Source organism: Roseateles hydrophilus (assembly GCF_026712245.1).
In the GTDB taxonomy this organism is placed as follows: Bacteria; Pseudomonadota; Gammaproteobacteria; order Burkholderiales; family Burkholderiaceae_C; genus Pelomonas; species Pelomonas hydrophilus.
The window spans coordinates 1,162,827-1,183,278 of record NZ_JAPPUY010000001.1 but is presented as its reverse complement, the minus strand read 5'-3'; the positions used below and the strand labels follow the sequence as shown (position 1 = coordinate 1,183,278).

The window sequence follows — 20,452 nt, the reverse complement described above, 5'->3', positions numbered from 1 at the left end:
GTCAAGCGCTCATCGCCTCAATCTGCTCGCCCAGTTCCAGCCAGCGCATCTCGTCAGCTTCGAGCTGGTCCGCAATCGCTTTCAGTCGCTTGCCCATCTCGGCAATGGCTGATGCCGCGGCGCCGTCGGCCAATTGCGCTTCGATGCCGGCACGTTCCTCGGCGAGTGCGTGCATGCGCTTGTCGATGGCCTCCATCTCCTTGCGCAGCGGGCGGGTTTGCTCAGCAAGTTTGGCGCGCGCCTGTCCAGAGGCCTTGCGGTCCTCGCGGGGCGCCGGGACCGGAGCGGCCTTCGGGGCGGCCACCGGCGCAGGCGCGGCAGCGGGCTGCTTCTTGGCCGCACGGGCGGCTTCCTTGCTCTGCTCCAGCAGCCAGCGCTGGTAGTCGTCCAGGTCGCCGTCGAAGGGCTTGACCTTGCCGTCGGCCACCAGCCAGAACTCGTCGCAGACCTCGCGCAGCAGCGCGCGGTCGTGGCTGACCAGCATCACCGTGCCCTCGAACTCGTTCAGTGCCAGCGACAGCGCCTCGCGGGTGTTCAGGTCCAAGTGGTTGGTCGGTTCGTCCAGCAGCAGCAGATTGGGCCGCTGCCACACCAGCATGGCCAGCACGAGGCGTGCCTTCTCACCGCCGGACAGGCTGCCGACCTGCTGGTTGACCATGTCGCCCGTGAAGCGGAACTGGCCGAGGAAGTCGCGCAGCTCCTGCTCGCGGCCCTGAGGGCCGACCTCGCGGGCCAGGCGCACCATGTGCTCGAGCGGCCCTTCGTCCAGGCGCAGCACGTCCAGCTCCTGCTGCGCGAAGTAGCCGATGGACAGGCCCTTGCCCTCGGTCAGCTTGCCGCCCATCGGCGACTGCGCGCGGGCGATGGTCTTGACCAGTGTGGACTTGCCCTGGCCGTTGGCGCCCAGGATGCCGATGCGCTGGCCGGCCAGCACGGAGCGGTCCACGCCGCGCACGATGATCTTGTCACCCTCATCGGTGCGGTAGCCGGCGCTGAGTTCATCGAACATCAGCATCGGGTTGGGCAGGTTCAGCGGTTCGCGGAACTCGAAGTTGAAGTCGGCCGATGCGAGCACCGGTGCCAGCTTCTCCATGCGCTCCAGCGCCTTCACGCGGCTCTGCGCCTGCTTGGCCTTGCTGGCCTTGGCCTTGAAGCGGTCGATGAACTTCTGCAGGTGGGCGACCTTTTCCTGCTGCTTGGCGTAAGCCGCCTGCTGCAACACCATGCGCTCGGCGCGCTGGGTCTCGAAGCTGGTGTAGTTGCCGCCGTAGCGCACCAGCTTGCCTTCATCCAGATGCAGCGTGACCTTGGTGATCGCGTCGAGGAACTCGCGGTCGTGGCTGATGATGATCAGCGTGCCGTCATAGCGCTGCAGCCAGGCTTCCAGCCAGACGAGGGCGTCCAGGTCCAGGTGGTTGGTGGGCTCGTCCAGCAGCATCAGCTCGGCCGGGCACATCAGCGCGCGGGCCAGCTGCAGGCGCATGCGCCAGCCGCCGGAGAAGCTGTTGACCGGCGCGTCGAGCTGCTCGGTCTTGAAGCCCAGGCCCATCAGCAGCGCCCGCGCGCGCGAGCGGGCGTCGAAGGCGCCGGCATCGGCCAGCGCGGCATGCGCATCGGCCATCGCGTGGCCGTCCTCGGCGGCCTCGGCCTCGGCGAGCGCCACACGGGCAGCCACCAGCGTCAGGTCGCCCTGCAGCACGTAGTCGGTCGCGCCGTCGTCGGTCTCGGGCATGTTCTGGGCGACTTCCGAACGGCGCCAGTGCTTGGGCACTTCCACCTCGCCGCGGTCGTTGGAGAGGCGGCCGGTCAGCAGCGCGAACAGGCTGGACTTGCCGGCCCCGTTGCGGCCGACGAGGCCGATCTTCTCGCCGGGCTGCAGCGTGGCAGAGGCGTTGTCGAGGACGACCTTGACGCCACGGCGCAGGGTGATGTCGCGGAGAGTGATCACAGCAGGTTTTCTTTCGTCACCAGCAGCACCTGGTCGGCGCCGGAGGAGGTTTCCATCCAGACGACTTCGAGCGCTGGAAATGCCGCCTCGAAGAACGTGCGCTCGTTGCCGATCTCCAGCACCAGCACACCGTCGTCGTTCAGCGCGGCAGGCGCGGCGCGCAGCAGCTCGCGGATGAAGTCCATGCCATCTGTGCCGCCGGCCAGCGCCAGCTCGGGCTCGGCGCGGTACTCGGCAGGCAGGGCGGCCATGCTGGCGCTGTTGACGTAGGGCGGGTTGCAGAGGATGAGGTCGTAGCGGCCATCGGCGCCGGCCAGGCCGTCGCCCTGCAGCAGGCGGATGCGGGACGCCAGGCCATGTCGCTCGACGTTCAGCTTCGCCACGGCCAGCGCGTCGACGCTAAGGTCCAGTGCATCCACCGCCACCTCGGGCCACGCCATCGCCGCCAGCACAGCCAGGCTGCCGTTGCCGGTGCACAGGTCCAGCACGCGGCGGCTGGCCGGGTTCAGCCAGGGGTCGATGCTGGCGTCGGCGATCAGTTCGGCAATGAAGCTGCGCGGCACGATGGCGCGCTCGTCGATGGTGAACGGCACGCCCTGCAGCCAGGCCTCGCCGGTCAGGTAGGCGGCGGGCTTGCGGGTGCTGATGCGCTGGTCGACCAGCGCCGTGATGGCCGCCAGCTCGGCGTCGGTCAGCTCGCGGGCCTCGTGCTCGTCCAGCGCGTCCAGTGGCAGGCCCAGGCGCCACAAGGCCAGCCAGGCCGCCTCGTCGAAGGCGTTGGTCGTGCCATGGCCAAAAAACAAGCCCGCCTGGGCGAGGCGGGCGGCTTGGGTGTCGATGCAGTCGATGAGTTTCAAGTGCCGCGGACGTCCAGGGTGATTTCGGTGAAGCTGGCTTCGTCGCCAGCCTTCTCTTCCTTGCGCGGGGCCGTCACGAGGCGCGCGCCGGGCGCGTCGTTCTGCAGCCGCCACAGCAGGTTGGTGGGCGAGTCGGCGAAGGCCAGGCCTTCCTCGCGGGTGATGACACCGTCGGTGATGAGCTTGGCGAAATGCTCTTCGTAGGTCTGCGATCCCTCGGCGATGGATTTCTCCATCGCCTCCTTCACACCGGCGAAGTCGCCCTGCTCGATGAGCTCGGACACCAGCTTGGAGTTCAGCAGGATCTCCAGCACCGGCACGCGGCCGCCGGCCGTGGCGCGCACGAGGCGCTGCGACACGATGGCCTTCAGGCCCGCCGCCAGGTCGTTCAGCAGTGCCGGGCGGGACTCCGGCGTGTAGAAGGACAGGATGCGGTTCAGCGCGTGATAGGTGTTGTTGCCGTGCAGCGTGGCCAGCACGAGGTGGCCCGACAGCGAGTAGCTGATTGCAGCCGTCATGGTCTCGCGGTCGCGGATCTCGCCGATGAGGATGCAGTCCGGCGCCTGGCGCAGCGCGTTCTTCAGCGCAATCTGCAGCGACGCGGTGTCGCGGCCGATCTCGCGCTGGTTGACCACCGAGCGCTTGTTGCTGAACAGGTATTCGATCGGGTCCTCGATGGTGAGGATGTGCCCGGTCATGGTCTGGTTGCGCAGCTCCAGCATGCTGGCGAGCGTGGTGCTCTTGCCGGTGCCGGTGGCGCCCACCATCAGGATCAGCCCGCGCTTCTCCTTGATCATGTTGCCGAGGATGGGCGGCAGGCCCAGGCTTTCCATGGTCGGGATGTCGTGCGGGATGTGCCGGAACACGCCCGCAATCGAGCCCCGCTGGCGGAAGCCCGACAGCCGGAAGCTGCCCACGCCGCTGACCGACACGGCCATGTTCAGCTCGCCGGATGCGTCCAGCTCGGACAGGCTGGCGGGGTCGATGACCTCCGCAATCAGCTGGCGCGGCTGCGGCGGCGTCAGGAGCTGATCGGACAGCTGCACCGTCTGACCGTTGATACGGATCAGCACCGGCATGTTGGCCGACAGGTAGCAGTCCGACGCACCCTTGTCGGCCATCAGCCGCAGGATGCGCTCCATGTTGCCGCTGGTGGCCATGCTCAGGCGCGCAGCAGTTCGTTGATGCTCGTCTTGGAGCGGGTCTGGGCGTCGACACGCTTCACGATGATGGCGGCGTACAGGCTGTAGTTGCCGCCGTCCTTGGGCAGGCTGCCCGAGATCACGACGGAGCCCGCCGGCACGCGGCCATAGCTGACCGTGTCGGTCGCGCGGTCGTAGATCGGCGTGCTCTGACCGATGTAGACGCCCATCGAGATGACCGAGTTCTCCTCGACGATGACGCCTTCGACGACCTCCGAGCGGGCGCCGATGAAGCAGTTGTCTTCGATGATGGTCGGGTTGGCCTGCAGCGGCTCCAGCACGCCGCCAATGCCCACGCCGCCCGACAGGTGCACGTTCTTGCCGATCTGCGCGCATGAGCCGACGGTGGCCCAGGTGTCCACCATCGTGCCTTCGTCGACGTAGGCGCCGATGTTGACGTAGCTGGGCATCAGGATGACGTTCTTGGCCTGGTAGCTGCCGCGACGGGCGACGGCCGGCGGCACCACGCGCACGCCGGTGGCGCGCAGTTCAGCTTCGCTCATGCCGGCGAACTTGGTGGGCACCTTGTCGAAGAAGGTCAGGTCCTTGTCGCCCATCAGGCGGTTGTCGTTCAGACGGAAGGACAGCAGCACGGCCTTCTTGACCCACTGGTGCACGGTCCACTGGCCCACGCCTTCGCGGGTGGCCACGCGCAGGCGGCCCGCGTCCAGTTCGGCGATGACGTGGTCGACGGCCTGGCGCACCTCGGGTGCGTTGACGGGGTCCAGCGAGGCGCGGTTGTCCCAGGCGAGGTCGATCGTGCTTTGGAGTTCTGCGGTGTTCATGGGCGGGATTTCGTGAAGGAGACGATGCGGCGGGCGGCCTCGAGGCATTCGGCCTCGTCAGCCACCAGGGCCAGGCGAATGCGCCCGGCGCCGGGGTTGCTGCCGTGGGCATGGCGGGCCAGCAGGCTGCCCGGCAAGACCGTCAGATTGTATTGAGCGAGCAGGCCCTGGGCGAAGGCGACGTCGTCACCGCCCGGCACGCCGGCCCACAGGTAAAAGCCTGCATCGGGAAGCGCCACGTCCAGCACGTCGGCCAGCAGCGGCGTGACCTCGGCGAACTTGCGGCGATAGCGCGCGCGGTTCTCGACCACATGGGTCTCGTCGCTCCACGCGGCGATGCTGGCGGCCTGCACGAGCGGGCTCATCGCGCTGCCGTGGTAGGTGCGGTAGAGCAGGAACTTCTTCAGCAGCGCCGCGTCGCCCGCCACGAAGCCCGAGCGCAGGCCGGGCACGTTGGAGCGCTTGGACAGCGACGTGAACGCGATGAGGTTCTTGAAGTCGCTGCGGCCCAGCTTGGCCGCGGCTTCCAGGCCGCCCAGCGGCGCTTCGTCCCGGAAGTAGATCTCCGAATAGCACTCGTCCGACGCGATGACGAAGCCGTGCTTGTCGCTCAGCTCGAACAGCGCCTGCCATTCGGCGAGCGGCATCACGGCGCCGCTGGGGTTGCCGGGCGAGCAGACGTAGAGCAGCTGCGTCTTCGCCCAGGTGGCGTCATCGATTTGCGACCAATCCGCGGCGAAGTTGCGTGCCGGGTCGGCGTTGGCGAAGGCCACGTCGGCGCCTGCTAGCAAAGCCGCGCCTTCGTAGATTTGATAGAAGGGGTTGGGGCAGACCACCGTGGCGCCGGCGCGACTGCCGTCCACCACCGTCTGTGCGATGGCGAACAGCGCCTCGCGCGAGCCGTTGACGGGCAGCACCTGCGTGAGCGGGTTCAGCGTGAGCCCGTAGCGGCGGGTGATCCAGCCGGCAATGGCCTCGCGCAGTGCCGGCGTGCCGGCGGTGGCTGGGTAGGCGGCCAGCTGCGGCATGGCGGCCTGGATGGCCTGGCCGATGAAGGCCGGTGCCGGATGGCGGGGCTCACCGATGCCCAACGAGATCGCCGCGAAGTCAGCGTTGGGCGTGATGCCTGCGGTCAGCTCGCGCAGGCGTTCAAACGGGTAGGGATTCAGCCTGTCGAGCAACGGATTCATCAGCCGAGCATCCCCGACTCGAAGCCATGTGCCGGCAGGTCCACGCGCGGCGCGGGCGTCCAGCCGGGCTTGCGGTGCTCGGCAACGACGTTGGTGTAGATGCCGCCGCGCACGTACCACTTGGCCGTGATGCGGATGAAGCGCGGGTCGGTGACCTTGACGATGTCGTCCAGGATCTTGTTGGTGACCTTCTCGTGGAAGGCACCTTCGTCGCGGTAGCTCCAGAAGTACATCTTCAGGCTCTTCAGCTCCACGCAGAGCTCGTCCGCAATCATGTCGATCGTGAAGTGCGCGAAGTCCGGCTGGCCCGTCAGCGGGCAGTGGCAGGTGAACTCAGGCACCTGGAACTGGATGACGTAGTCGCGCTCCGGGTTGGGGTTCGGGAAGACCAGGATGTCCTTGCTGGGCTTGCTCGGCGGGTTCTTGGGCACCTCGCGCATCTTGGGCTTGGCGTTCTTCTTGGCGGGGGCGGCAGCGGCGGACTTCTTGGTGGCCATGGCAGTGAGGCGTTCTGAGAGGGGGCGAATGCTATCATCCGCCCCCGTCGGAGCGCCTGTGAAAGGCGCTTTTCTTTAGCCAAATCAAGGGCTTACCTCGCGACCTCCATGCGGCTGAACTCGATCAAGCTCGCCGGCTTCAAGTCCTTTGCCGAACCCACGACCTTCCAGCTGCCGGGGCAGTTGGTCGGCGTCGTCGGGCCCAACGGCTGCGGCAAGTCCAACATCATGGATGCGGTGCGCTGGGTGCTGGGCGAGAGCAAGGCCAGCGAGTTGCGTGGCGAGTCCATGCAGGACGTCATCTTCAACGGCAGCGGCAACCGCAAGCCGGCGGGGCGCTCCAGCGTCGAGCTGGTGTTCGACAACAGTTCCGCGCGTGCCGGCGGGCCGTGGAACCAGTTCAGCGAGATCGCGGTCAAACGCGTGCTGACGCGCGACGGCACGAGCAGCTACTTCATCAACAACCAGCCCGTCCGCCGCCGTGACGTGCAGGACGTGTTCCTCGGCACCGGCCTGGGGCCGCGGGCCTACGCCATCATCGGCCAGGGCACCATCTCGCGCATCATCGAGAGCAAGCCCGAGGAGATGCGGCTGTTCCTCGAAGAGGCCGCGGGCGTCTCCAAATACAAGGAGCGCCGCCGCGAGACCGAGAACCGGCTCAAGGACACGCGCGAGAACCTGACCCGCGTCGACGACATCCTGCGTGAGCTGAATGCCAACCTCGAGAAGCTGGAGCGCCAGGCCGAGGTGGCGGCCAGCTATCGCAGCCTGCAGGACGCCGGCACCTTGAAGCTGCACCAGCTGTGGTGGCTGAAGCTGCGCGATGCCGGCAACGAAGCTGCGCGTGTGAAGCTCGCCCATGCCGAGGCGCTGACGGCGCTGGAGGCCCGTACCGCCGAGCTGCGCGCGGTGGAGGCCGAGCTGGAAGAGGTGCGCCAGCAGCACTACGCCGCAGGCGACGAGCTGCATGCGTCACAAGGCCGTTATGCCGAAGCGCAGCTGGAGGTGAGCCGGCTGGAGGAGCGCATCCGCTTCGTCGTTGAGAGCCGCAACCGGGCCCAGCAACGCCTGGCCGAGCTGCATGCGCAGGACCAGCAGTGGCGGGCGCGCGTCGAGGAGTCGGCAGCGGAGCTGGAAGGCATCGCCGAGCAGATCGCCGGCGCCGACGAGCAGAGCGAAATCCTCGCCGCGCAGGCCGAGGAGCAGCAGGCCCAGCTGCCCAACAGCGAAGACGCCGTGCGCGCCGCGCAGGCCCGCGCCAACGAGCAGCGCGCGCTGGTGTCGCAGGTGCAGCAGCAGATCCAGGTGCTCGCCGCCGAGAGCCGCAGCGTGGACGAGCAGGTCAAGACACTGCGCCAGCGCGAGGACCGGCTGACGGCCGAATCGCGTGCGCTCGGCGCGCCCGACCATGACGCCCTCGAAGCGCTGCGCGAGCGCAGTGCCGCCGCTGACGAGGCGCGCGAGCTGTCAGAGGGCCGGCTGCAGGAACTCGCCGAGCAGCTGCCGCAGCTGGAAGAGCAACGCCGCGCCGCACAGCAGGACGCGAATGCGCAGTTGGCGCGCCAGTCTGAGCTGACGGCCCGACTGGAGGCGCTGAAGGCGCTGCAGGAGAAGGTGCAGACCGAGGGCAAGCTCAAGCCCTGGCTGAACAAGCATGGGCTGGACAGCCTGCAAGGCCTGTGGACCCGGTTGCACATCACGCCCGGCTGGGAGAACGCGCTGGAGGCGGCGCTGCGCGAGCGCATGGGCGCCTTGAGCGTGGGGCGGCTGGAGACGGTGCGTGCCTTCGAACAGGACGCGCCGCCGGCCCGCTTGGCCTTCTACTCGACGCCGGCAGGCGCGATTGCGAACAGCCACGAGACGCTGCCCACGCTGACGTCGTTGCTCACGCTGGACGACGCCGGGCTGGTGGCGCTGCTCAACGATTGGCTGGAAGGCGTCTACACCGCGCCGACGCTGGACGCCGCGCTGGCCGCGCGCGACCGTCTGACCCACGGTGAGCTGATCCTGACGCCGCAAGGCCATGCGGTGGGCCAGTTCTCGGTGACGTTCTACGCGCCTGATTCTGAGCAGGCCGGCCTGCTGGCCCGCGCGCAGGAGATCGAGCAGCTGACGACGGCGCAGCGCGCCCAGAGCCTGGTTGCCGACGAGGCCCGGCTCACGCTCACGCGTCTGGAGCACCAGTTCAACGATGCCAACGGCCGGCTGGCCGCGCTGCGCCGCGAGGCCAGCGAGGCGCAGACGCGCGCGCACCAGCTGCAAGTCGAGCTGCTGCGCCTGACGCAGCAGGCCGAAGCCAGCCAGCAGCGCCGCAGCGCGCTCGACGCCGAGCTGGCCGAGATCGCCGAGCAGCAGGAGGCGCTGCAGGAGCGCCGCGCGGTGGGCGAGGCGCGCTTTGAAGAGCTGGACATCCAGCTGGGCGACGCGCAGCAGCGCCATGCCGAGCTGGAAGACGGTGTCATCGCCGCCGAGCGCAAGCTGGCCGATGCGCGTGAGCAGCTGCGCACGCTGGAGCGCCGTGCGCAGGAGGCCCGCTTTGCGACGCAGGCGCTCGCCGCCCGTCGCGGCGAGTTGCAGCGCGGCATCGAGACGGCGCAGGCGCAGATCGCCACCGTGGCCACGTCCGCCGCCAGCCTGCAGGCCGAGCTGGACGGTTTCAACGACGCTGCCGCCGAGGCCGGCCTTCAGGACGCGCTGGCGCTGAAGGTGGAGCGCGAGGGGCAGCTGGCCGCCGTGCGTGCCAGCTACGACGACCTGTCCCTGCGCCTGCGCAAGGCCGACGAGCAGCGCCTGACCTTCGAGCGCAGCCTGGATCCGCTGCGCGAGGCCATCACCAAGCTGCAGCTGGAAGAACAGGCCGCACAGCTGGGCGGCGCGCAGTACCGCGAGCAGCTGGAAGCCGCCGCCGTGGACCAGGAGGCGCTGGCCAAGTCCATCGAAGAGAACGGCGTCAAGCTCTACGGCCTGCAGGGCGAGATCGACCGCATCAACCGCGAGATCGCCGCTTTGGGCGCCGTCAACCTGGCCGCTTTGGACGAGCTGACGGCCGCGCGCGAGCGCAAGACCTTCCTCGACTCGCAGTGCACCGACCTGAACGCGGCCATCAAGACGCTGGAAGACGCGATCCACAAGATCGACCTGGAGACGCGCGACCTGCTGGGCTCCACGTTCAACCAGGTCAACGACCACTTCGGCCGCATGTTCCCCGAGCTGTTCGGCGGTGGGCAGGCGCGGCTGGTGATGACGGGCGAAGAGATCCTCGACGCGGGCGTGCAGGTCATGGCGCAGCCGCCGGGCAAGAAGAACTCCACCATCCACCTGCTGTCCGGCGGCGAGAAGGCGCTGACCGCGATCGCGCTGGTGTTTGCGATCTTCCAGCTCAACCCGGCGCCGTTCTGCCTGCTGGACGAGGTGGACGCACCGCTGGATGACGCCAACACCGAGCGTTATGCCAAGCTGGTCAGCAAGATGAGCAGCGGCACGCAGTTTCTCTTCATCTCGCACAACAAGATCGCGATGGAGATGGCCGAGCAACTGATCGGTGTGACGATGCAGGAGCAGGGCGTGTCCCGCATCGTGGCCGTGGACATGGACAAGGCCCTGGCAATGGCCGAGGTCTGAGGCCCGAAGCGGCCGACTTGATTGCAGAACGGATGAGTGAATGAGTCTGAGCTTGACTGAACTCCTCGCCATCGCCGGTGGCGTGGTGCTGGTGGGCGTCGTGGCGCATGGCGCCTGGGCCGCACGCAAGGCAGGCCCCAAGCGGGCACAACCGCTGCAGGAGGAGCCCAGCTTCGACCTGCCCACCCAGGCGCTGCCAGCTGAGGATGCGGAGCCGCTGGCGGGCATGGACGCCCTGGACCCCACACTGACCGCCGTGGCGCGGCCGCAGCGCAAGCCTTCGGCCCGCATCGATGCGCTGATTGACGCCATCGCCACCATCACCGTCGAGCAGCCCGTGGCCGGCGAGCTGGCGCTGCAGCATCAGCCGGGCAGCCGCCGCGCCGGCACCAAGCCTTTCCAGATCGAAGGCCTGAATGCCGAGACGGGCGACTGGGAGCTGCCGGCGCCGGGTCAGCGCTACAGCGAGTTCCAGGCCGGCCTGAAGATGGCCAACCGCAGCGGCGCGATGACCGAGATCGAGTACTCGGAATTCGTGCAGAAGGTGCAGGCCTTCGCCGATGGTGTCGGCGGCTATGTGCAGTTCCCCGACATGCTGGACGTCGTGTCGCGCGCCCGCGAGCTGGACCAGTTCGCCGCCAGCCACGATGCCCAGCTGGCGCTGCTGCTGCGCGCCAAGGCGGCTGCGTGGACGCCAGGCTTCGTGCAGCAGTCCGCAGCGCGGCATGGCTTTGTGGCCGGTGCGCTGCCGGGGCGCCTCGTGCTGCCGGCCGCCGAAGAGGGCGCGCCGCCGGTGCTGACGCTGCAGTTCGATGCCCAGGCCGCGCTGGCGGAGGATCCCGAGGCGCTGTCGCTGCGCGAGCTGACGCTGGCGCTGGACGTGCCGCAAACGCCCGCCGAGCAGGAGCCGTTTGCAGCCTGGCAGGAATCGGCACGCGCCTTGTCGCGCGACCTGGAGGCCGAGGTCTGCGACGACCGCGGCCAGGTGCTGGGCCTGCATGCCTTCGCCGCCATCGACGTGGAGCTGAAGAAGCTCTACGCGGCGCTGGCCGAGCGGGATCTGGCGGCGGGGTCCCCGGCGGCGCGGCGGCTGTTCAGCTGATCGACGGCCGCGGGGCGCGGCTAAACTGAAACGCCCCAACCCTGCGGAGCCCGCTTGAGCTTCAGCCTGCTGCTGATTGCCCTTCTGATCGCCGCCAGTGCGTTCTTCTCGATGGCCGAGCTGTCGCTGGCTGCATCGCGCCGGCTGAACCTGCAGCAGCGGGCGGATGCCGGGGATGGGCGTGCGGCGCAGGTGCTGGCCGTGCAGGCCCAGCCGGGCGACTACTTCACGGTCGTGCAGATCGGCGTGAACACCGTCGCCATCCTCGCCGGCATCGTGGGCGAGGGCGCTTTCACGCCGCATTTCGAGGCCGCGCTGCGCGTCGCGGTGGCGCCGGAGCTGGCGGCGACGCTGGGCTTTGCGGCGTCCTTCCTCAGCATCACCACGTTGTTCATCGTCATGGCCGACCTGGTGCCCAAGCGCCTCGCCATGAACGAGCCCGAGCGTGTGGCGATGGCGCTGGTGGGGCCCATGCTGCTGCTGTGCCGCGTGCTGAAACCGCTGGCCTGGGCCTTCAGTGCGATCACCGAAGGCCTGATCCGCGTGCTGGGCCTGCCCGCCAAGCGTGACGAAACCATCAGCCACCGCGACATCCTGGCGCTGACGGAGGCGGGCTACCAGGCTGGTGTCGTGGCGGACGAAGAGCAGCAGGTCATCGCCAACGTGTTCGAGCTGGACACGCGCACCGTCGAGACGGTGATGACCAACCGCGAGCGCATCGTGTTCTTCTCGCGCGACGACGACGACGCGCTGATCCGCAACCGCATCGCCGACACGCCGCACTCCACCTACCTCGTCTGCAACGATGGCGACATCGACCAGGTCGTGGGCTATGTGGACGCGACTGACCTGTTCCAGCGCGTGCTGCGCGACGAGCCGCTGTCCTTGCGCGAGGACGGCGGCGTCATCGTCAAGAAGGTGCTCATCGTGCCGGACCGGCTGACGCTGTCGGAGGTGCTCACGCAGTTCCGCGAGGCGCATGAGGACTTCGCCGTCATCGTCAACGAGTACAGCCTCGTCGTGGGCGTTGTGACGCTCAATGACGTGATGAGCACGGTGATGGGCGCGCTGGTGGCGCCGCACGACGAAGAGCAGATCGTGCGCCGCGAGGATGGCTCCTTCCTGGCGGATGGCATCACGCCCATCCCGGACGTCGCACGGGCACTGGACATTGCCGACTGGCCCAACGCCGGCACCTACGACACGCTGGCCGGGTTCCTGATGGTGATGCTCCGCCGCATTCCGCGCCGCACCGATCTTGTGGAATGGCAGGGCTGGCGCTTCGAAGTGGTGGACGTGGACAGCTATCGCGTCGACCAGGTGATGGTCACCCGCGTGGCCTAGCACCCGGCGCGGGCCGTGTGCGCAAGTTGTGGGTGGTGCGTGGCACGCCGTGGTGAGGATGTCACGCCCGCTTGCGCTGGCAGCGGTTTCGGCCGTCACGGGCGCGCCGCGGAGGCGCGGGCTGCATACCATGGGCCGTCGCGTCGACTTTCAGCCACGCCATGCACACCTCCGCACCGGTTCTGAATCACGCCGTGATCGAGAGATCAGGCCTGGGTTTGCGTATCCAGAGCCTGCACAGCATCCTGCTGACTCGCTACCCCTTCATCGCCCGGGTCGCACTCGCGCTCTATGACCCCGACACGGACCTGCTCAAGACCTTCGCCAGCAGCAACGAAGGCGGGCCGACCTTGCAACGCCATGAGGCCACGCTGGCCAGCGTGCCGTCCCTGCAGCGCCTGCGCGATACGCGCGCCAGCCGCGTGGTGGACGACATCGACGCGAGCTTCCCCGCCGCCACCGTGCACAGCGACTGGCTCAAGTCGCATCACTACCGCAGCAGCTACACGCTGCCGGTGTTCCGCGGCGACACGTTGTCGGCATTCGTGTTCTTCGACGCCACGGAGCCGGCGGCATTCAGCCCCACGGTGTGCGCCGTGCTGGACCAATTTGCCGACATCATTTCCCAGCTCTACCTGCTGCGTCTGTCGGCGGTGCATCACCTGATCGGCGCGGTGGACATCGCCACCGGGCTGGCGCGCATCCGTGACGTGGAGACCGGCCACCACCTGGAGCGCATGGCCAAGTACTCGCGCCTCATCGGCCGCGGCGTGGCCAGCCGCTATGGGCTGAACGACGAGGCCATCGAGTACGTCCATCTGTTCGCGCCGCTGCACGACATCGGCAAGGTCGGCATTCCGGACGCCATCCTGCTCAAGCCCGGCAAGCTCAATGCCGACGAGTGGCGCGTCATGCAGCAGCATGTGGCCATCGGAGAGCAGCTTGTGGACCACATCGTCGCCGACCTGGGGCTGGAGGGCGACAGCGCTGCGGACATCATGCGGCAGGTGGTCGCCGGCCATCACGAGCGGGGCGACGGCAGTGGCTATCCCCGTGGCCTGCGCATGGAGGACATTCCGGTGCCCGCCCGCATCGTGGCGGTAGCCGACATGTACGACGCGCTGTCGTCTGCGCGCCCCTACAAGCAGCCTTGGGATGAGGACCGCTGTGCCGCTGAGTTGCGCAGCCAGGCCAGCCGCCATCTCATCGACACGGGCTGCGTGGAGGCCCTGCTGGCCGACGACGACGCGCGGCGTCTCATCCGCGAGCGTTTCGCGGACTGAACCCCAGCACGCCGCCGCGACAATGGCGGCATGACCGCCGCTTCCGACACCCCCGCGCAGCAGCGCGCCGCCGCACTGCGTGCCCAGCTCAACCACCACGCCCACTGCTACTACGTGCTCGACGCGCCGGAGGTGCCGGATGCCGAGTACGACCGGCTGTTCGCCGAACTGCAGGCGCTGGAGGCTGCGCACCCCGAGCTGCTGACGGCGGATTCGCCCACGCAGCGCGTCATCGGCGCGGTGTTGCCCGGGCTGACGCCGGTGCAGCACGTGGTGCCCATGCTGTCCATCACGACCGAGACCGACACCACCGAGGGCGGCGCCATCGCGTTCGACGCGCGCGTGCGCCGCGAACTGGCGCTGGCCGAGACCGACCCGCCGGTGGAATACGCCGCCGAGCTGAAGTTCGACGGCCTGGCCATGAGCCTGCGCTACGAGCACGGCGTGCTGGTGCAGGCCGCCACGCGCGGCGACGGCGAGACGGGTGAAGACGTCACGCAGAACGTGCGCACCATCGGCCAGATCCCGCTGCGGCTGCGGGGCGACGCGCCGGCCGTGCTGGAGGTGCGCGGCGAGGTCTACATGCGCCGTGACGACTTCGAGCGCCTCAACGAGCGCCAGCGCGAGAAGGGCGAGAAGACCTTCGTCAACCCGCGCAACACGGCGGCCGGGGCCATCCGCCAGCTGGACCCGGCGCTGGTGCGCCAGCGCCCGCTGTGCTTCTACGCGTACGGGCTGGGCGAGGTGCAGGGCTGGGACATCCCGGCTACGCACGCCGCGATGCTGGACGCGCTGGCGACCTTCGGCCTGCCGGTCAACGGCGACCGCGTGGTGGCGCAGGGCGTGCGCGGGCTGATCGACTTCCACCAGGCCATGGCGGCCAAGCGTGACGCGCTGCCCTTCGACATCGACGGGATCGTCTACAAGGTCAACTCGCGGGCGCTGCAGCAGCAGCTCGGCTTCAAGACCCGCGAGCCACGCTGGGCGGTGGCGCACAAGTACCCGGCGCAAGAGCAGGTGACGACGCTGCTGGCCATCGACATCCAGGTCGGCCGCACCGGCAAGCTGACGCCGGTGGCGCGCCTGGAGCCGGTGTTCGTCGGCGGCACGACGGTCAGCAACGCGACGCTGCACAACCTTTTCGAAATGCGCCGCAAGGGCGTGCGCGCGGGCGACCGCGTCATCGTCCGCCGCGCGGGCGATGTCATTCCCGAAGTGGTGGGCCGTGTGCCCGGCGAGCGGGCGGCCTATGTGCCCAACTTCCACATGCCCCGCGCCTGCCCCGTCTGCGACAGCGCGGCCGCCCGCGAGCGCGGCGGCATGGACTACCGCTGCACCGGTGGCGTGTTCTGTCCGGCCCAGCGCAAGCAGGCGCTGCTGCACTTCGCCGGACGGCGCGCGATGGACATCGAGGGCCTGGGCGACAAGCTCGTCGAGCAGTTGGTGGATCAGGGCATCGTGCTGAGCCTGCCGGGCCTCTACAAGCTGGGCGTCGCCAAGCTGGCCGCGCTGGACCGCATGGCCGAGAAGAGCGCGCAGAACATCGTCGACGCGCTGGAGAAGAGCAAGACGCCGACGCTGGCGCGCTTCCTGTTCTCGCTGGGCATCCGGCAAGTGGGCGAAACCACGGCCAAGGACCTGGCGCGCCACTTCGGCACGCTGGACAAGCTGATGAGCGCCAGCATCGAGCAGCTGCTGGAGGTGCCCGACGTGGGCCCCATCGTCGCGGCCAGCATCCACACCTTCTTTGCGCAGCCGCACAACGTCGAGGTGGTCGAGCAGTTGCTGGCGGCCAGCGTGCAGCCAAAGGAAAGCGAAGGCGAGGGCGATGACCGCCCGCGTCCGCTGCTGGGCAAGACGCTGGTGCTGACCGGCACGCTGCCCACGCTGTCCCGCGACGAGGCGCAGGCGCTGATCGAGGCCGCCGGCGGCAAGGTCAGCGGCTCGGTGTCCAAGAAGACCAGCTACGTCATCGCTGGGGAGGAGGCCGGCAGCAAGCTGGAGAAGGCGCGCACGCTGGGTGTCACGGTGCTGGACGAAGCGGGTCTGCGGGCTTTGCTCGCGGGCTGAGCAGTGGCAGCCGCGCCCAGTCGGGGGCGGTCTCGAACAGGTGGTCGATGAAGGCCCGCGTCTTGGCGGGCATCAGCCGCCGGCTGGCGGTCAGCAGGTGCACCGGCAGCGGCTCATAGCACCAGCCGGGCAGCACCGGCACCAGCGTGCCGGCGGCGACGTCGGGCGCCACCATGCCGAACGGGAAGCTGGCGATGCCGCCACCGGCCCGTGTCAGCGACAACACCAGGCCGATGGAGTTGGCCTCCAGCGGGCCGCGCAGCGGCACCTCGGCCGACTGCCGGCCGTTGTGCAGCACGTGGCTCATGGCGCGGGCCTGGCTCAGCAGCACGAAGTCATGCGCGGCCAGCTCGTCCGGCGTCTGCGGCGCCGGGCGCGACTGCAGGTAGACCGGGCTGGCGTACAGCCCGCGCTCCAGCAGCATGAACTGGCGCGCCACCAGCTCGGGCTCGTCCACGGGGCCCATGCGCACGGCCACGTCGTAGGGCTCGTTGAACAGGTCGACGCGGCGCGGCGTGGTGTCCAGCTCCAGCTCCACCTTGGGGTAGCGGCGCACGAAGCGGGCAAAGCTGTCGGCCAGCACCAGCATCGCGAACTCCGCTGGCACCGACACGCGCACCTTGCCCTGCGGCGTGGCGTCGCGCGCGGCCAGCCAGTGGCGGGTCTCGGCGATGTCGTCGTCGTGCCGCGCGGCGCGTTCGGCCAGCTGCTCGCCCAGTTCGGTCAGCGTCAGCCGGCTGGCGCCGGGCACGAATAGCCGCGCGCCCACGGCCGTCTCCAGCGCCGCAAGGCGCCGGCTCAGCGTGGCCTTGGGCGCGCCCAGTTGGCGGGCCGCCTCGGACAGCGAGCCCGCCTTGTGCACCTGGGCCAGCAGCAGCAGGTCGTCGACTTTCATCTCGGTTTGTTTCGTTTCGTTTGTGGAACGTAGCGTTTGATTTTTGCGCCTATGCGCCAGAAGTGGAACTCTCTACAGTCCGACGCACGATGTCAACACCGCGCCTGCTCCCCGCCCAGCCGCACCGGATCGGCGCCGGCTTCCAGGCCAAAGGCTGGCGTGAGCCGCTGGCGCTGCTGGACCCGTTCATCCAGGTCGACCACTTCCGCCTGCGCGAGCCGGTGTTCGCGCCGCACCCGCATGCCGGCCTCTCGGCCGTGACCTATCTGTTCGACGACTCGGCCACTGGCATGGTGAGCCGCGACTCGCTGGGCGGCACGCATCCGATCGCGCCCGGCGGCCTGCACTGGACACTGGCTGGCCGCGGCGTCATGCACGACGAATTCCCCGCAGAGCCCGGCCGCGAGGCGCACGGCCTGCAGATCTTCGTGAACCTGCCGGCCGACCAGAAGCTGCGCGCGCCCGAGGTCCTGCAACTGGCGGCCGCGCAGATGCCGCGGCGGCAGGGCGATGGCTGGCGTGCCGTGCAGGTGTTCGGCGCTGCCGCACCGCTGCCCCTGTGCTGGCCGGCGGCGCTGGCCATCGTGGACATCGATGCCGGCGCCCATGTCGACACCGCGCTGGCCGTCGGCGAGCAGGGCTTCGCCCTTGTCGTGCACGGCGAGGGCCGGGTGGGCGCACTCGCGCTGATCCCAGGCTGCGGCTGGCATCTGCCCGACCACACCGCCCAGCGCGTGCAGGCCACGCAGGCGCTGCGCCTGGCCTGGTTCAGCGGCCGCCCGCTGCGCGAGCCGCTGGTGCGCCACGGCCCGTTCGCGATGAGCGACGAGAGCCAGGTGGTCGCCGCGCTGCAGCGCTTCCATTCCGGCGGCATGGGCCGCCTTGCTCCCCGAATCACCCGCACCGCTCCTGAGGATTCCCTGTCATGAACGCACCCCAAAGCCAGGCCGTCACGCCCCAGCCCACCCCGAACGGCCCGCTGAACGGCAAGAAGAGCGGCCCGCCCGTGCCGCTGCTCATCATCGGCGCCGCGCTGCTGATCGGTGGCATCGGGCTGGGAGGCCGCATGTGGTGGCGCAGCCAGCACCTGGTGGAGACGGACAACGCCTTCATCGCCGGCCGCATCCACCCCGTCGCCACGCGCGTGGCCGGTGTCGTCACCGAGATGCGCATGCAGGACAACGCCAGCGTCAAGGCCGGCGACGTGCTGCTGCGCCTGGACCCGGCCGACGCCGCCGTGCAGGTGGAGCGGCTGAAGGCGCAGATCGCGCAGGCCGATGCGGCCATCGCCACCAGCGCCGCGCAGATCGCGCAGGCCAAGGCGCAGGCCGCAGCCACCGCCTCGCAGGTGGCCCAGGCCGAGGCCGTGCTGGCCCGCACCGAGCTGGACGCCAAACGCAGCCAGGCGCTGTTCGGCGCCGAGCTGCGCGCGACGAGCAAGCAGGAGCTGGACGCCGCGCTCGCGGCCCGTGATGTGGCCCGTGCCGACCTGGCCGCCCGCAAGGCCAGCGCCGCCGCCGCCAAAGAGGCGGTGGCCGCCGCCGAGAGCGCGCGCCAGTCGGCCCAGGCGCAGAAGCTCGCCACGCAGGCGCAGCTGCAGGACGCGCACAACCAGCTCGGCTATGTGGAGCTCAAGGCCGCCAGCGACGGCCGCATCGGCAAGCGCACCGTGGAGGTGGGCCAGCGCGTGCAGCCGGGCCAGCAGCTCGCTGCCATCGTCGAGGCCGACACCTGGATCGTCGCCAACTTCAAGGAAACGCAGCTCGCCAGGATGAAGCCGGGCCAGAAGGTGCATGTGCACGTCGATGCCTTCCCCGGCCACGACCTGGTCGCCAAGGTCGACAGCTTCGCGCCGGCCTCGGGCGCCAGCTTCGCGCTGCTGCCGCCGGACAACGCGACCGGCAACTTCACCAAGATCGTGCAACGCGTGCCGGTGAAGCTGGTGTTCGAGCCCGAGAGCCTCAAGGCGCTGGGCGAGGCCGCCTCGCGCCTGGTGCCTGGCCTGTCTGTGCAGGTGGAAGTCGAAGTCTGAGCCCCACACCATGGGTCACGACCACCACCTCCCACCGCCGCCCGACCAGCGCGTCAGCGGCCGCACCTGGATCGCCGTGCTGGCCAGCCTGCTGGGCGCCTTCATGGCGGTGCTGGACATCGCCATCACCAACTCCTCGCTGCGCGACATCCTCGGCGCGCTGTCGGCCACGCAGGAAGAGGGCAGCTGGATCTCCAGCGCCTACCTGGTCGCCGAGATCGTCGTCATCCCGCTGGCCGGCTTCCTGGCCATGGTGTTCTCCACGCGGCGCTACCTGCTCGTCAACGTCGCGCTGTTCCTGCTGTTCAGCACGCTGTGCGGCATGGCCTGGAGCCTGGAAAGCATGATTGTGTTCCGTGCGGCGCAGGGCTTCACCGGCGGCGTGATGATCCCGATGGCGATGACGCTGGTCACCCGCAAGCTGCCGCTGAACAAGCGGCCCGTGGGCCTGGCGCTGTTCGGCATGACGGCCACGCTGGCGCCCACGCTCGGCCCCACCGTGGGCGGCTACCTGACCGAGCTCTACGGCTGGCCCAGCATCTTCTACATCAACTGGGTGCCCGGCCTGCTGCTGATCTTCGGCGTGGCCTACGGCCTGGACCGCGAGCCCATGAACCTCAAGGCGCTGCGCGACGTGGACTGGTTCGGCATCCTGTGCATGGCGCTGGGCCTGGGCTCGCTGACCGCGATGATCGAGGAGGGCAATGCCAAGGACTGGTTCGCCAGCCCCTTCATCGTCGGCACGGCGGTGCTGGCGGTGGCCGGCCTGTATGGCTGGGCCTGGCGCGGCCTGACGCGTAAGAACACCTTCATCGACCTGCACATCCTGGGCCGGCCCAGCTTCCTGATCGCGGCGGTCATCGCGTTCACGACCGGCATGGGCCTCTACGGCTCGGCCTTCATCCTGCCGCTGTACCTGGGCCAGATCGCGAACTACACGCCGATGCAGATCGGCCTGGTCATCATGTGGATGGGGCTGCCGCAGCTGTTCATCATGCCGTTCGCGGCCAAGCTCTCCACCCAGCTGGACAACCGCGTGATGATGAGCCTGGGCCTGGGGCTGTTCGCGCTGTCCTGCTTCATGAACACGCACATGAGCGCCGACACGGCCGGCCCCGAGCTGATCGCCGCGCAGATCGTGCGTGCGCTGGGCCAGCCGCTCATCATGATCACGCTGACCAACTTCGCCGTCAGCGGCATCCCGCCGCAGCTGCTGCCCAGCGCGTCGGGCATGTTCAACATGATGCGCAACCTTGGCGGCTCGGTCGGCATTGCGCTGCTGGCCACGCTGCTGACCAACCGCGAGCACCTGCACAGCGCCCGCATCGGCGAGGCCGTGACGCTGTACGACGGCGCCACGCAGGCGCGGCTGGAGGCGCTGGCGGCCAACTTCGCGGCCAAGGGCTTTGATGCCGCCACGGCGCAGGACATGGCGCTGAAGGCGCTGGACAACCTCGTGCGCCGCGACAGCTTTGTCATGGCCTACAACGATGCCTTCCTCATCCTCGGCGTCGCGCTGCTCAGCTGCGTGGCCATCGTCTGGATGAGCAAGAAGGTCATGGGTGGCGCGGCTGGCGCCGCCGAAGCCGCCCATTGAGACCACCCCCTGCGGCCTGACGGCCGCCC

15 protein-coding genes are annotated in these 20,452 nt (G+C 69.2%); 8 read left to right on the top strand and 7 right to left on the bottom strand.

Features of this window, described 5'->3' with window-relative positions; translation table 11 throughout:
* Position 1: 1 nt before the first annotated feature.
* From NYO99_RS05235 to queF, 6 genes are read right to left on the bottom strand one after another with little or no spacing between them, the layout of a single operon-like run.
* Positions 2-1,948 carry an ATP-binding cassette domain-containing protein gene (locus NYO99_RS05235; RefSeq protein ID WP_268166031.1) on the bottom strand — a complete coding sequence of 649 codons (1,947 nt, stop codon included), beginning with the start codon at positions 1,946-1,948 and terminating at the stop codon, positions 2-4.
* Positions 1,945-2,805 carry a 50S ribosomal protein L3 N(5)-glutamine methyltransferase gene (gene prmB / locus NYO99_RS05230; protein ID WP_268166030.1) on the bottom strand — a complete coding sequence of 287 codons (861 nt, stop codon included), beginning with the start codon at positions 2,803-2,805 and terminating at the stop codon, positions 1,945-1,947. Before prmB ends, NYO99_RS05235 begins: the two co-directional genes overlap by 4 nt.
* Positions 2,802-3,965, bottom strand: a complete 1,164-nt coding sequence (locus NYO99_RS05225) for a PilT/PilU family type 4a pilus ATPase (protein ID WP_268166029.1) — start codon at positions 3,963-3,965, stop codon at positions 2,802-2,804. The genes prmB and NYO99_RS05225 overlap by 4 nt, the downstream gene beginning before the upstream one ends.
* A 2-nt stretch (positions 3,966-3,967) precedes the next feature.
* A complete protein-coding gene (dapD, locus tag NYO99_RS05220) occupies positions 3,968-4,792 on the bottom strand; it encodes a 2,3,4,5-tetrahydropyridine-2,6-dicarboxylate N-succinyltransferase (protein WP_268166028.1) in 825 nt (274 codons plus the stop codon).
* The gene (dapC, locus tag NYO99_RS05215) at positions 4,789-5,982 is read right to left on the bottom strand and encodes a succinyldiaminopimelate transaminase (protein ID WP_268166027.1); all 1,194 of its coding nucleotides are present in this window, start codon (positions 5,980-5,982) and stop codon (positions 4,789-4,791) included. The genes dapD and dapC overlap by 4 nt, the downstream gene beginning before the upstream one ends.
* The gene (gene queF / locus NYO99_RS05210; protein WP_268166466.1) at positions 5,982-6,422 is read right to left on the bottom strand and encodes a preQ(1) synthase; all 441 of its coding nucleotides are present in this window, start codon (positions 6,420-6,422) and stop codon (positions 5,982-5,984) included. The genes dapC and queF overlap by 1 nt, the downstream gene beginning before the upstream one ends.
* Before the next feature lie 165 nt (positions 6,423-6,587).
* Here queF and smc point away from each other — a divergent pair, with 165 nt between their 5' ends.
* The 5 genes from smc to ligA all read left to right on the top strand — a co-directional run bounded on the left by smc (position 6,588) and on the right by ligA (position 15,899).
* Positions 6,588-10,100, top strand: a complete 3,513-nt coding sequence (gene smc / locus NYO99_RS05205; protein WP_268166026.1) for a chromosome segregation protein SMC — start codon at positions 6,588-6,590, stop codon at positions 10,098-10,100.
* 52 nt (positions 10,101-10,152) lie between these two features.
* On the top strand, positions 10,153-11,202 hold the full coding sequence (locus NYO99_RS05200) for a cell division protein FtsZ (RefSeq protein ID WP_326494821.1): 1,050 nt from the start codon (positions 10,153-10,155) through the stop codon (positions 11,200-11,202).
* Between the two features lie 54 nt (positions 11,203-11,256).
* On the top strand, positions 11,257-12,546 hold the full coding sequence (gene paeA, locus NYO99_RS05195) for a polyamine export protein PaeA (protein ID WP_268166025.1): 1,290 nt from the start codon (positions 11,257-11,259) through the stop codon (positions 12,544-12,546).
* Between the two features lie 194 nt (positions 12,547-12,740).
* Positions 12,741-13,829, top strand: coding sequence for an HD-GYP domain-containing protein (locus NYO99_RS05190; protein WP_268166024.1), 1,089 nt, complete (start codon positions 12,741-12,743; stop codon positions 13,827-13,829).
* A gap of 30 nt (positions 13,830-13,859) precedes the next feature.
* Complete coding sequence (gene ligA, locus NYO99_RS05185; protein ID WP_268166023.1) at positions 13,860-15,899, top strand: NAD-dependent DNA ligase LigA; 2,040 nt, start codon at positions 13,860-13,862, stop codon at positions 15,897-15,899.
* Here ligA and NYO99_RS05180 read toward each other — a convergent pair.
* The gene (locus NYO99_RS05180) at positions 15,853-16,794 is read right to left on the bottom strand and encodes a LysR family transcriptional regulator (protein WP_268166022.1); all 942 of its coding nucleotides are present in this window, start codon (positions 16,792-16,794) and stop codon (positions 15,853-15,855) included. The two genes, ligA and NYO99_RS05180, sit on opposite strands and share 47 nt — an antisense overlap.
* Before the next feature lie 89 nt (positions 16,795-16,883).
* Between NYO99_RS05180 and NYO99_RS05175 the strand changes: the two genes are divergently transcribed.
* Genes NYO99_RS05175 through NYO99_RS05165 form a run of 3 tightly spaced genes read left to right on the top strand, consistent with a single transcriptional unit; the run spans position 16,884 to position 20,423 of the window.
* A complete protein-coding gene (locus NYO99_RS05175; protein WP_268166021.1) occupies positions 16,884-17,723 on the top strand; it encodes a pirin family protein in 840 nt (279 codons plus the stop codon).
* Positions 17,720-18,826, top strand: a complete 1,107-nt coding sequence (locus NYO99_RS05170) for an HlyD family secretion protein (protein ID WP_268166020.1) — start codon at positions 17,720-17,722, stop codon at positions 18,824-18,826. Before NYO99_RS05175 ends, NYO99_RS05170 begins: the two co-directional genes overlap by 4 nt.
* 10 nt (positions 18,827-18,836) lie before the next feature.
* Positions 18,837-20,423, top strand: coding sequence for a DHA2 family efflux MFS transporter permease subunit (locus NYO99_RS05165; RefSeq protein ID WP_268166019.1), 1,587 nt, complete (start codon positions 18,837-18,839; stop codon positions 20,421-20,423).
* Positions 20,424-20,452 lie beyond the last annotated feature (29 nt).

Bases quoted from the DNA above. Each gene is read 5' to 3' on its own strand.
- NYO99_RS05225 (WP_268166029.1), bottom strand. From the start codon at position 3,965: ATGGCCACCAGCGGCAACATGGAGCGCATCCTGCGGCTGATGGCCGAC.
- dapD (WP_268166028.1), bottom strand. From the start codon at position 4,792: ATGAACACCGCAGAACTCCAAAGCACGATCGACCTCGCCTGGGACAAC.
- dapC (WP_268166027.1), bottom strand. From the start codon at position 5,982: ATGAATCCGTTGCTCGACAGGCTGAATCCCTACCCGTTTGAACGCCTG.
- queF (WP_268166466.1), bottom strand. From the start codon at position 6,422: ATGCGCGAGGTGCCCAAGAACCCGCCGAGCAAGCCCAGCAAGGACATC.
- smc (WP_268166026.1), top strand. From the start codon at position 6,588: ATGCGGCTGAACTCGATCAAGCTCGCCGGCTTCAAGTCCTTTGCCGAA.
- ligA (WP_268166023.1), top strand. From the start codon at position 13,860: ATGACCGCCGCTTCCGACACCCCCGCGCAGCAGCGCGCCGCCGCACTG.
- NYO99_RS05180 (WP_268166022.1), bottom strand. From the start codon at position 16,794: ATGAAAGTCGACGACCTGCTGCTGCTGGCCCAGGTGCACAAGGCGGGC.
- NYO99_RS05175 (WP_268166021.1), top strand. From the start codon at position 16,884: ATGTCAACACCGCGCCTGCTCCCCGCCCAGCCGCACCGGATCGGCGCC.
- NYO99_RS05170 (WP_268166020.1), top strand. From the start codon at position 17,720: ATGAACGCACCCCAAAGCCAGGCCGTCACGCCCCAGCCCACCCCGAAC.
- NYO99_RS05165 (WP_268166019.1), top strand. From the start codon at position 18,837: ATGGGTCACGACCACCACCTCCCACCGCCGCCCGACCAGCGCGTCAGC.